This is a genomic window from Mycoplasma seminis, from assembly GCF_030718845.1.
Lineage (GTDB): Bacteria > Bacillota_I > Bacilli_A > Mycoplasmatales > Metamycoplasmataceae > Mycoplasmopsis > Mycoplasmopsis seminis.
Window position 1 is genome coordinate 533,835 of sequence record NZ_CP132191.1, and the last position, 12,734, is coordinate 546,568.

Annotated in this window: 12 protein-coding genes; 7 read left to right on the forward strand and 5 right to left on the reverse strand. The window is 26.8% G+C overall.

The window, feature by feature from the left end; all coding sequences use genetic code 4:
• From dcm to Q8852_RS02375, 6 genes are all read left to right on the forward strand, one after another.
• On the forward strand, positions 1 to 933 hold the full coding sequence (gene dcm, locus Q8852_RS02350; protein WP_305937583.1) for a DNA (cytosine-5-)-methyltransferase: 933 nt from the start codon (positions 1 to 3) through the stop codon (positions 931 to 933).
• A complete protein-coding gene (locus Q8852_RS02355; RefSeq protein WP_305937584.1) occupies positions 921 to 1,181 on the forward strand; it encodes a hypothetical protein in 261 nt (86 codons plus the stop codon). The genes dcm and Q8852_RS02355 overlap by 13 nt, the downstream gene beginning before the upstream one ends.
• 15 nt (positions 1,182 to 1,196) lie before the next feature.
• Complete coding sequence (locus Q8852_RS02360) at positions 1,197 to 2,153, forward strand: MAG4270 family putative restriction endonuclease (RefSeq protein WP_369810278.1); 957 nt, start codon at positions 1,197 to 1,199, stop codon at positions 2,151 to 2,153.
• Between the two features lie 108 nt (positions 2,154 to 2,261).
• On the forward strand, positions 2,262 to 2,423 hold the full coding sequence (locus Q8852_RS02365; protein WP_305937586.1) for a ribbon-helix-helix domain-containing protein: 162 nt from the start codon (positions 2,262 to 2,264) through the stop codon (positions 2,421 to 2,423).
• Positions 2,424 to 2,430: 7 nt separating this feature from the next.
• Positions 2,431 to 3,141: a hypothetical protein gene (locus Q8852_RS02370; protein ID WP_305937587.1), complete on the forward strand. Its 711-nt coding sequence runs from the start codon at positions 2,431 to 2,433 to the stop codon at positions 3,139 to 3,141.
• Between the two features lie 8 nt (positions 3,142 to 3,149).
• Positions 3,150 to 3,290 (forward strand): hypothetical protein, encoded by a 141-nt coding sequence (locus tag Q8852_RS02375; RefSeq protein WP_305937588.1) that lies wholly within the window; start codon positions 3,150 to 3,152, stop codon positions 3,288 to 3,290.
• 41 nt (positions 3,291 to 3,331) lie between these two features.
• Here Q8852_RS02375 and Q8852_RS02380 read toward each other — a convergent pair whose 3' ends face one another.
• From Q8852_RS02380 to Q8852_RS02400, 5 genes are read right to left on the reverse strand one after another with little or no spacing between them, the layout of a single operon-like run.
• Positions 3,332 to 5,287, reverse strand: coding sequence for an ABC transporter ATP-binding protein (locus Q8852_RS02380; protein ID WP_305937589.1), 1,956 nt, complete (start codon positions 5,285 to 5,287; stop codon positions 3,332 to 3,334).
• Positions 5,235 to 7,052, reverse strand: coding sequence for an ABC transporter ATP-binding protein (locus Q8852_RS02385; protein ID WP_305937590.1), 1,818 nt, complete (start codon positions 7,050 to 7,052; stop codon positions 5,235 to 5,237). The genes Q8852_RS02380 and Q8852_RS02385 overlap by 53 nt, the downstream gene beginning before the upstream one ends.
• Positions 7,039 to 7,419, reverse strand: coding sequence for an ArsR/SmtB family transcription factor (locus Q8852_RS02390; protein ID WP_305937591.1), 381 nt, complete (start codon positions 7,417 to 7,419; stop codon positions 7,039 to 7,041). The genes Q8852_RS02385 and Q8852_RS02390 overlap by 14 nt, the downstream gene beginning before the upstream one ends.
• On the reverse strand, positions 7,419 to 11,702 hold the full coding sequence (locus tag Q8852_RS02395; RefSeq protein ID WP_305937592.1) for an AAA domain-containing protein: 4,284 nt from the start codon (positions 11,700 to 11,702) through the stop codon (positions 7,419 to 7,421). Before Q8852_RS02395 ends, Q8852_RS02390 begins: the two co-directional genes overlap by 1 nt.
• Positions 11,703 to 11,712: 10 nt before the next feature.
• The gene (locus Q8852_RS02400; protein WP_305937593.1) at positions 11,713 to 12,066 is read right to left on the reverse strand and encodes a PTS sugar transporter subunit IIB; all 354 of its coding nucleotides are present in this window, start codon (positions 12,064 to 12,066) and stop codon (positions 11,713 to 11,715) included.
• Positions 12,067 to 12,236: 170 nt separating this feature from the next.
• On the opposite strand from Q8852_RS02400, the gene Q8852_RS02405 reads away from it, so the two are divergent.
• The gene (locus Q8852_RS02405) at positions 12,237 to 12,710 is read left to right on the forward strand and encodes a Sua5/YciO/YrdC/YwlC family protein (protein ID WP_305937594.1); all 474 of its coding nucleotides are present in this window, start codon (positions 12,237 to 12,239) and stop codon (positions 12,708 to 12,710) included.
• Positions 12,711 to 12,734: the final 24 nt, after the last annotated feature.

The window sequence follows — 12,734 nt, forward strand, 5'->3', positions numbered from 1 at the left end:
ATGAATGAGGATAAGCTTAGTTTGATATTTCCATATTTATATTCTTATGTGAATAATGAATATTCTAATAAGCATTATAAAAATCATACAAAGCTTGAAACATTTACTTCATCAACAGATATAACCCAGTTTTCAAGATTACCTGAAAATATTGATATATTTACGTATTCATTTCCTTGTCAAGATTTATCACAGCAAGGAAAACAAAGAGGAATAAAAATAGGGACTCGCAGTGGTCTTTTATATGAAGTAGAAAGAATTCTTAAAGAAAATATTGATAGATTACCAAAAGTTTTATTATTAGAAAATGTGAAAGCTTTAAATACATCCAAATTTAAAGAACCGTTTAATAATTGATTAAATACATTGTCTGATTTAGGGTATAAATCATATTTTAAAGTTCTAAATTCAGCCGATTATGGTTCTGCCCAAAATAGGGAAAGAGTTTTTGCTGTATCTATATTAGAAACTCATTTAAGTAAAGATTTTGAATTCCCTAAACCTGAAAAATCAAGAAAAACTCTTGAAAAAATAATCAAATTAAACATTGATGACAAATATTCTAACTTAATGAGCAAATATAAAATAACAAATTTTACAACTACAAAAAATAATATTACTAAAGCTAGATTAATAGGATATACAAAATTTAATTCAGAATCATATATTTATAAACCTGTAAACAGTGGTCCGACACTAACAGCAAGTGGAGCTAATTCGAGATTAAAATTTTATTTTGAAAAAGAAAACAAGCTTAAGTTTATAAGTTCATTAGAATCATTTTTGTACATGGGCTTTGACAAAAAAGACCATAATATTGTTAAAAATAGTGGCTTAATTTCTGAAACAAAAATGATTTATACGTGCGGCAATTCAATATCTGTAGAAGTTTTAGAAGCGATATTTAAGGAGATTTTAAAATGTCTCAAGTAGAAATTTTTAAAATTCCATTTTGCACTAGAAATCATAAATCAAGTAAAAATACAAAAGCTATAAAATGTAAATTTAATTTATACATAGCTTTTGATACAAAATTAGGTTACATAAAAACATGATATTTAAACTTTACAGAATGTCAAATTGATAAAATGAATACAAAACAGCATCTTGATGCTGATGCAGGTCTGATAAATGCTAAACCACCTAGAAATTTTAAAATTAGAAAAAAACTATTTGAATAATTAAATCTTGATTTTATTGAAAGATATTCAAATAATCAACATGATATTATTCAATTAAACATAGAACAACTTTATATTTTAAATAATTTTATAAACATAAAATATTTTCAAGAACATAATGGAAATTTAAAAGAATTGATATATCAATTAAAAGGAAGCAATGTCCAAGGTTCTTTATCTAATCCAGAAGGTTCAGAATTAATTTTAGATAAAGAAGCCTCAGGCTGATTTAAGGTTATTTACAATCTTCCTTTAATTCTTGATTCATTAAATTTAGAAGACTATTTTGTATCTCAGAATTTAAATAACTTCTTAAGTCACTTCAGCAAAACAGTTGATGATATTAAATCTTTTAATGAATTTGATAGCCTTCTCAATAAAGAATTTAAGGATCTTTATTATGTGTTAAACCAATATGAAAATAAGGATGTTAACAGTAAAACAAAAAAAGATCTCAAAAAAGCCATAGAAGATGCTAAGAAAAACTTAAATAATGAATTCAGCATAATAAACAAAGTAAAAAATGAAGCTAAAAAACTAAGAAATAAATATGTAAAAAATATAAATACATCAAATAAAAAGATATTTAATATCAATTACAAAACACAAAAAGCTCACATTTATAATGTTGAATGAATAAAAGAAGATGCCGTTGAATTTTGAAAAAACAATAATGAAAAAATTGCACATAAAACAATAGGTAAAAAAATCCAAAAAATATTAAATGAAATAGCAGATGAATTTAATTATTTAAACTTAGAATCTAATATACATGCTAGCTTTGATAATTATGAATTCACATATGATGAAAATGGTGTGATTCATAAATTAAAAGATGATTTCATCAAGAATATACGAGAAGAAATTATAAACTCATACCGTCAGATCCCTAAAGAAAATCTAACGAAAAAAATGAAATATTATATAAACAAAAGAAATAAACATTTATCATCATTAAATAATGATAATTAAAATAAATTCATTTTTATCTCAAAATTAGGCTTAAAAATTATTACATTAGACCATAATATAGTTTTTTATATGATAAAATAATTATGTAAAAACAAGAAAAGGAGAAGTATGGACACACAAGCAGTTACAACTTCAAATAGAGTTTATAAGAAGCCTATTTCTATAACCCTTACACCATTAGCATTAGCTAAACTCGATCAAATTATCGAGGAAAAAGGTGGAGTATTAAATCGTTCACAAGCAATAGAACTTTTAATTAGAGGATATTAATTATATTATGGATAATGTAAAACAATACGTTATCTGAACACTTCAAAATGAAAACATAGAGTCACTTTTTAATTTATATACAATCAAATTTAACCCAAATAATTTTTTAAAAATAACCAATAATTTTGACACCGAAAAATCTATTTTATTTACTAATACCAAATCAAATCAATCTTTTAAATTTACCTTTGAGCTTTTCGAATTTGAAGCAATTATAGAAAATATTATCCCTATTATTGTGAATGAAGCATATAGAGTAGCTAAACAGCTTTCTGATGAACCTATTGATGAAGATATTGAAACAGTTGATAAAGTTGAAAAACTAATAGAGTTAAGAATCAGCAGTTTTTACTCATACATTTTGTATGATGATTCTTATAAAGACTTTTTAAAATATGATGTTATCTTTTTAACATCTTATATTATTGAAGGATTTATTAAAAGACATCTACTAACAAATGGTAACAAACGTTTAATCTATGCATTATTAAATGTTATGCTATTAATCTTTTCTTCGTTATATATAAAATGAAGTTTTCAAGATGATAGCATTTATAAAACTGAAAAGAATTATGAAAGATTTAAATATGATAAAATCTACACTAATGAAATTATCAAATGAGTAGAATTATCACATTTAAACGATCCTGAAAATGCTTTTAGATTAACAGAAGTTATTATTGATTTTATTTTCAACAATTGTTTATTAAAATTTTAAGGAGATATATGAAAAATAAAAAAGACAATATCAAATACGGTGATATCAATAAATTTGCTGAACAAGCTCGACAAGCAATTATTGATTGACACAACAGTCCTGCATATGAACTAACTAAAAAAGTTATTCAAAACTTAGCAGACGAATAGAAAAAATGTATAGCCCATTTTTATAGTGAGCTATACATTTTTTAATTATTATTTGAAGCATTCTGTCAAAGCTGTCAGTATGTTCCTTTATTATTTAACAATTCATTATGTGTACCAATTTCAAGTATTTTACCTTCATTTAGTACAATGATTTTATCTGCATTAATTATTGTAGAAAGTCTATGCGCAATAATAAATGAAGTACGATTTTGTACTAATTTATCCATTGCTTTTTCAACAATAATTTCTGTGTGTGTATCAATATTAGAAGTTGCTTCATCCAGTATTAATACAGGTGGGTTTTTATAACTAGCTCTAGCAATTGAAACTAGTTGTCTTTGCCCTTGTGAAAGGTTTGAACCTGAATTAACTAGTATAGTTTCATATTTATCATTTAATTTATCAATATGACCATTTAAGTGAGCAGCTTCTGTTACATCATTCATAACAAATTCATTAATTCCATCTGAACCATAAGCAATATTATTTTTAACAGTATCACTAAAAAGCACAGTTTCTTGTAATACATATCCTAGTGATTTTCTTAATGAATCTTTTTCAATCTCAGTTAATGGGATACCATCATATAAAATTTCACCTTCAGTAATTTCATAAAATCTTGCAAGTAAACTTGTAATAGTAGTTTTTCCAGCTCCTGTAGCACCAACTAAAGCTACTTTTTCACCTGGATTAGCTGTGAAAGTAATATTTTTTAAGTTATATTCATCACCATATTTAAATGAAACATTTTTAAACTCAATTTTTCCTTGAAGTAATTGATATGAAATTTCATTACCTGAAGTTATTTTTCAAGCATATTTTCCATAAAGTTCTGAAGTAGGTACTTCAACAAATTTATCTTTAGCTTTTTCAACTTTAACTAAAGTAATTTTTCCTTGATTAATTTCAGGAGCTTGGTCCATTACTTCAAACACTCTATTAGCTCCAGCAAGTGCTAAAACTACTGAGTTAGCATTTTGTGTCATGGTGGATACTGGTCCAGCAAATGATTTAGCAAATTGAGTAAATGAAATAAATGTTCCTACTGTTAGTCCCGCACTAGCTCCAGCTGCAAGTCCATTTCCTTGCAACGCAAAATCTATAACCATAATTCCACCAAAAATAGTTACTAAAGCATAAGCTATATTGCCTAAGTTTTGTGAAACAGGTCAAATTACACTAGCTCAAAATTCTGATTTAAAGTTAACTTTAGCTAAATCATTATTTACATTATTAAAATGTTTAATTGCATTAGCTTCTTGGTTAAATATTTTAACAGTTTTTAATCCACCAATTATTTCTTCAGCATAACCAGTTTGTTCTCCAATTGCTTTTTGTTTCTTGATAAAAGCTTTAGAAGATTTTTTACCAATTAAAAATGAAGTTAAAAAGATTAAAACAATAACTCCTATCATAATTAAACTAAGTTGTCAATTTAACACAAGCATAATTATAATTGAGGCAAAAAGTATAATAAGTGATTGCACTATTGAAGGGAATGTTTTAGATAAAAATTGTCTAAGTGTATCAATATCAGCTGTAAGGCGAGAAATTAAATTACCTTTAGAATTATCATCAAAATATTTAATTGGAAGTGATTGCATATGCTTATAAAGTTGTGTCCGCATATTTGTCATAGTCTTATAAGTGATATTAATCATAATTCTAGTTGCAGCAAATCCTGAAAAAATACTAATTAGGAATAAAATAACACTTCCACCAATAGTTAAGTAAAATTGATCTCATTTAAAATCACTAGGTTGCACCTGTCCATCTTGCACCGGTTGAAGGAATAATCCTACTATAATTTTCCCAATAAAGACTTGTTGATAAAGCATTCCTACTGTGGAAAGTAAAATAAGAAAAGCCACTAGCACAAGTCATCATTTGTTATCTTTTCAAAGAATTTTTACAAGACGAGAAAAAGTCTTTTTCTTATCAGCATTAGATATTTTCTGATAATTCTTTGTATGATTCATTGCTTGAAAGGATTTCATCAATACCTCCTACAGATTGTTGTGCTTTTGCTAATTCTGCATAAAACTCACTAGAATTCAATAATTCATCATGAGTTCCTATATTTGCAATTTCTCCATTTTCAAAAACTAGTATTTGATCACAGTCTTTAATGGTATTTATTTTTTGAGCAATAATAATTTTGGTACATTGCTTAATGTTATTAATTGCCTTTTTAATTTGTGCTTCAGTTTTAAAATCAACTGCTGAAGTAGCATCATCAAGAATTAAAATTTTTGGTTGCTTAATTAAAGCACGCGCAATACATAAACGTTGCTTTTGACCACCAGAAAAGTTTTGTCCTTTTTGAGAAACAGGGTGATTTAGCCCATCTGGTAGAGCCATAACATAATCATAAATATTAGCTTGTTTTAAAGCAGCAAAAATTTCTTCATCGCTTGCATCTTGTTTTCCTCAGCAAATATTTTCTCTTAATGTACCTTTAAATAAGGTAGATTCTTGGAAAACTTGAGCTATTTGAGACTTAGTATAAGTTAAATCTAAATGTTTAATATTAGTATCATCTAAATAAACATTTCCAATTTGAGGATCATAAAATCTCGCTATCAGTGAAGTAAAAGTAGTTTTTCCTGAACCGGTTTCTCCAATAATACCAATTGAAGCTCCAGCAGGGATTGATAAATTAATATTATCTAAACTAAGAACATTATTTCCATGGTATGAAAATGAAACATTTTCAAACTTAATTCCACCTAAAAGATCTTGTTTGATAGCTTCTAGTGAATTAGTAATACTTGGAACATGATAAATAATTTCTTTAACTCTTTTTGAAGATGGAATAGCCATCAGTATCATTCCAAGGACATTCATAATCCCCATTAATGAACCTGAAATCATTCAAATATATGAACCAAAAGCTACAATTGACCCTATTTGTAAGCTGTTATCAATAAATAAATTTGTTCCAATTCCAGCAAGAGCAACTACTGACATAAAGATTGCTCCTAAAATAACTGGGTTATTTCAAGCTACAATTTTATCTACTTTGGTATTAGTTACTTTAAGTTGATTTGCTAGTGTTTCAACTTTATCTGATTCTAATTTTTCAGTTACATAAGATTTAATTGTACGCATTCCATTTAAGTTTTCTTGAATCTTTTGATTATAAGCATCATATTGTTTATAAAGCAATTTGTATTTAGGATATGAACTAAATCAAATCGCAATAAATAATAGAACAATAATTGGAAGTGATACTAAGAATATTGCTGAAAGTTTGAGTGATTCTTGAATTGCAAATACAATTGCAGCAATAAACATAAATGGTAAACGGACAAAGGCTCTAATAATCATATTAAAAGCCATTTGAATATTGTTAACATCATTATTAAGACGGTTTAAAATTACACCATTACTAAATTTATCTATATCATTAAATGAAAATTCTTGGACTTTTTCAAAAATTGCATTCCGCATATTACGTGCAAAAATCGAACTAGCTTTAGCTGAAGTAAAGGCTACTAAAATACCAGAAACCAATGCAGCAAGGGCTAAGCCAATTAAAATTAGTCCTTTTTGGATAACAATTTGCTTATTGGCTTTTGCTATTCCTTCATCAATTACATTTCCAACGATTTGAGGCATAAATACTTGCATAATAACTTCAGCTATTACAAGTAAAATTGAAGCAGTTGCATATAAACGAGCACCTTTAGTTAATGAAAATAAAGAGGGTAAACTCTCTTTATATTTCTTAGTTATTTTGGCTTGTTTACTTTTTGTCATTATCTAGTAAACATCCATGTTCATGATGCGCATGTTTATGTTCGTGTCCGTCATAAAAGCACTCACAAGTGTATTGAAGGTACTCATCTGCAGGTACATGCTGCATAACTTCTTCAATTAAAGGTCCAAATTTTGCTTTAAAATCATTTGATAAATAGTAATAAGAAACTAAACCGTTTTTTCTAACATCAACTATTCCAGCATCCCTTAAATTTCCTAGATGCTTAGAAATATTTGATTGCTTTTCGTTTAAGGCTTTAATTAAGTCATTAACATCACATTCTTGTTCATGACAAGTATATAAATGAATAATTAATTTTAATTTAACCTTTTTAGAAAGAAAGTTTAAAACTTGTAAAGTATCCACTATTCCTCCTCATCTAATTGTGAATCTAAGATTCATTCTGATGTTTTATCTTGCATGCTAGGCATAGAAGTTGTTTTAGTTGTACGTTTAACTGCATTTTCAGCTTGTGAAACTTTATCTAAAGCACTTTGTTCAAGTTCTTCATGTGAAATTACTTGAGTTTTATTAGCTTCATCTTCTTCATCATCAAAGCTAAAGTTAATTACGAATTCATCATCAGCTAAATCTTCTTCGTCTTCACCTTCTCAACCTGAAGCTTCTTCAGTTTGCTCACTTTGTTCTGAAATAGTTTCTTCAGTCGGTAAATCTTGTTCCACAACTGGTGTATTTTCTTGAGGTAATTCAGTTACTTTTGTAGCTTGAGAAATAAATTGTGTAACTTCTTTAGTTAAGTTATCAATATTGCTATCTAATGAAAGTTCAATTTGACTTTCTTCTTCGGATTGTGCAGTAACAAATTCATTATTAATTTCTTCACTTGAGTAAAGAGAAATTTTTTCTTCAAGTTTTGAAAGATCAATACCTAAATTAGCAAAATCATTTTTAAATTCAACATCAAAATCATTTGTAAATTCTTCTTCCGCTTCAACTTCTACATCTTGCGTTTGGTTGTTTTCATCAACTTCGTTTTGATTTTGAATTTCTTCTTGCAATTGTTTTTCTGATTCTTCAATAGCTTGTAAGTCTTCTTGTGCTTGAATATTAGTTTCTGAAGTTTGTGCCTGTTCAAAGAAGTTAAAAGGTTCATCTTCTTTTACTTCATAAGCATCTAAATCGTTTTGGTCATCTCCATTAATAACAGCTTCTTCATTTTCATAATCTATTTGCGCTTCAGATTGATATGATTCTTCATCAGAAGCTAACTCTTCTTCGATTTCTTCGTTTATTTCAGAAGCTATTTCTTCACTATCTTGTTGTTCATTATCTTCAAAATAGTTTTGTGTTTCTTCTAAAGCAACTTCATTTGTGGCTGAAACTGCGTTTTGAGCTTCAACTTTAACATTTTCAAATGTTGAGGTTGAAAGTTGTTCTTCTGTAACATTTAGCCCTATAGCATTGGTTTCAATGTTACTTTCTTCTGTTTCATCAGTTTCAATTTGGTTAATAGCATAAGTATTAGTTTTATTTGTGCTTGCTGCTTTTTCAAATGAACTAATTTCTTTAACATCAAATCAACTTGCAACTAAGTTTTGATCATAAATTCATGAAATTGGCGAAATAACTGTAACGTCATATTTTTTAGATTTCAAGAATTTAATTGAGTCATATAATGAAACATATTTTTCAATTGAATTTGAATAATTATAAGTATCAAAACAAATACATTTAAATGGTATCTTGTCACAAGTTACTACAATATCAATATCAAGTGAACCTACAGTATAGTCTTTAAAAATTTCAAATCTTGGATTATTTGCAATTGCAGCTGAAATCTTGTTATAAACTAATTCTTTAAATCATTGATCTTTGCTAAAAGTATTTGAAATTGCAAAGTGGTTTGAATCAAATGATTTTTTAAGTAATTTTAATCTTTCTTCAGGTGTTTTTTCTAAGAATTCAAGTCAATTCTTAAATATCTTCATATCATCGCTCATTTCAAATTGAGAAACGATATCTTCACATTTAATTGTTTTAATAACAATCATTTTATCTTTAGCTCTTGAAATAGCTACATTAAGAGCATTTTTTCCACCTGGGCGACATACGTAAGTTGAATTAAGTTTAGTGTTTTTATCATATGCTACTGTAGCGATAACTAAATCAGCTTCATCCCCTTGGATGTTTTCAATATTTCTGATTAAAAGTTTTTTATCATAAATAGCTTCTTCTAAATCACGGTGGTTTTTATAGATTTCATTAGTTAAATAATCACTTTGTTTAGCATTGAATGAAAGCAGAATAATTTTGTTGTATTTATCTAAGTTTTCTTTAACTTTTTCAATTGCTAAATGTGCTTCCATTAAGTTACGGTTATTATCTCATTCACCATTAACTTGGTAAACTTCGATTGGATCATTATTTCATACACTAGCCGCATCAAGGACATCAAGTTTTCTTTCATAGAAGTTTCTAGATGAAAACGTCATCAGCGCAGCATGATTTGATCTATAGTTTTTATTTAACATAATTGAATGTACACCTAGCGAAAGTGCATAATCAAGTACTGATTCTACTTGTCCAAAAATGGAATCATCAGTATATCTAACCCCGAATCAATTACTTGGTTTCATTTGTTGAGTATCACCGGCTAAAATATTTACTTTAGCTAAATACAAAATAGGAAGGGCATTTTCGATAAAAATTTGACTAGATTCATCTAAAATAGCATAATCAAATTCTTCTTTAGCTCAACCAGAAAGATCAGTATTAGGTGTTGCAATAATGATTGGATAAATTAGTTTAATCATTTCAGCATATTTTTTAACAAATCTATAAGGTTCTAAATTATTAACTCTAACTGATTGTGCAAATTCACGGTAAAGTTTCTTTTGTTCATCATTAAAGTTATTAATTTTGTTAAAGATTTTTTCAATGATAATTAATTTTAAGGCTTCTTCATTTGAAATAAGTGGTTTATGTGAAATTTCAGCATTTAACTTAATTAATTCATTAAGTTTTTTAAATGGTGAATATTCTGAATTAATGTTATTAAATCCAATTGCATTAATAAATTGCATTAAATCAGCTCATGAACCATCAAAATTAGGCATATTTTCATCAATTAAATTACCTATTTTTCTTAATTCATAGTATTTTTTAACAAATGGGAAAAAGGTTAACTTCGAAACCTTAAGAAGTTCTTTAGCGCTTTGACCTTTAGTTGGATAGTTAGGATATTTTATATCACGAGGGAGTGATAAAATAAATTCCATATCTTTAATAAAGTCAAAGTTATCTTTATGCTCAGAAATGTAGTAATAAGCTTTTAAAACATTTCTTGCAAGTGAATCATTTAAATATTCAGAAGCTTGCGAAATGAATTCAAGTTCTTTTTTACTTACTGTACCAATAGATTCAATTCTACGTGAATCATTGAAGTTTTCTAGCATATCAAGATATTCTCTAATTGGTTTGTAAAATGCTGCTCGTTTCATATCTTTAGCATTAAGAATGAAAAGACAAAATGGTGATAATGATTTAAGTCTATTTCTAATAACTTCAAGTGCAGCTTTCTTTTGAGAAGCTACAATAGCAGTTTTTCCATAGAATAAAATATTAGCAATTAAGTTTACAATAGTTTGAGATTTACCAGTTCCAGGAGGACCTCAAATAACTGTGTTTTGGTTTAGAGCTGAAATAATTGCTTTATCTTGTGATAAGTTTGATTCTGTGATTCTAAATAATGTTAAATTAGGATTAAAAATCAATTTATTTACCACTTCTTTATAAACATTTTTGTTAAATTCAACCCGGATGATATCATCCATTTCATTATTTAAGATAATATCTTTCATTCTGTTTCTTGAATATCCACCTCAAGGTTGATAAATTCCAAGCACAGCTCCAGGATGGAAACGAATATTTTCATTAGTAATATCTTCATAAGTATATTTAGCAAAGAATTGAATTAAATTTTCAGGTAATTGATAAAGTCCTTCTCAATCCTTACGAAGTTTTTGAATTAATGAAGTAATTTTATAATCTTTAAAATCAGTATCAATGCTTAAATTAAAATCATTGTTATTTAAGAAAAATAGTAATTTTTCATTTACTTTGATATCACCATCACTTTTAATAATTGGTTTACCATTGACAAAAGAAATATTAGCTTCTTTTAAAAATAAAGGAGCATAAATTACTTTGTCATCTTTTTTAAGTGAAAGGAATAAAAATCCAATGTGTAGTGGTCAAATATTTGTTTCATCTAAAATATTTGTTACTTTATCATTTAAGATTTTTCATTTTAAAATAGATTTTTGAATTCTTAATTCGAGCTGATTATGAATTTTTTCTTTATTATGTTCATAATTTTCATAAATGTTTTCAACATTGTATCTAATATTTCAATTAGCAAAATCTTGTTGGTGTCTTTCTAAATATTGCACCAAATTTTCTGAATTAGAAATATTTTGAATTCTTTTAATATGTTCAACAATTGAATCGTCAAGAGCCGAAACTTCAAAAGCTTCATTGTTGAAAACTGTATTAATATTTTTTTCACCAATTAGCTCAAATAAATCAATGTAATATTTATCATTGATCCGTGTAAAAATTGATGAATCACTTTGTGTGATATCAAGTAAGTTATCAAGTACTATTTTGTATTTTGATTGTTCATGCATAATTAACTCCTTATTTTAATAATTTACTTAATTCTTGATAAACAACTTGAGTGTATTCTCCAAGAACTATTGAAAAACTTTGGCTTTTTGCAAAAATACCGCTAATCCCTTTCATTTTTTTGATATTTTCTAAATTAACCTTTTTAATATCTTTAACTTCTACATTAATACGATTTAATCTAGTAGATAAAGCTGTAATGTTATTTTCTCCTGTAGCAGTGAGAAAATCTGATATTTTAAAAGGTAATTTATCATTTTGATAGATTGTATTCTTCTCTTTTTTAGATTGTTTATTTCATTTAATTCAGATTAATCCGAATGTAATAATTGTTAAAAATACTATTAAAAATTTATTCTTTTTCATATGTTTTTTATTATATTCTTTTTCTTAAAAAGAATATTTAAAAAGCTAGATTTTTCAATATTTATTTATAGAAATAAATATTGAAACTTAGTATTTTTTGTCAAATTTTTCAGTAAAAAACATCATAAAATGACTTGAAAAAATTAGCTAAAAAAGAGTAAAATGTATGCATGCAAAAAGATAAATATCAAGATATTATTATTTGTTCTACCGATACTGTTTGTGGTATTGGCGGGCCGGTAAATGAGCAAACTTTAGACTTAATTTATGAATTAAAACAAAGACCTAAAAATAAAAAAATTATGATTTTAGTTGGCTCTTTAGCTCAAGCACAAAGTTTCAAACAATGAAATCAAGCCGCAACACAACTCGCTAAAGAAAAATGACCAGGTGGAGTAAGTATTGTAGTAAATGATCAAGGTTTTAGAATGCCTAATTGTCCTAAACTGCAACAATATTTAATTCAAAATGGTCCAATTTATATGTCAAGCGCAAATATCTCAGGTCAAGACGTTTTAACCTTGCAGCAAGTTTCAGAAGTATTTCCTCAAGTGAAAAATATATACGATTTTTGTGAACCAAATGGAAAACCAAGTGATATTTATAATTTAGATACTGGTGAAGTAATAATTAGAAAAAAATAGTCCTCTTAATAGAGGACTTTGCTT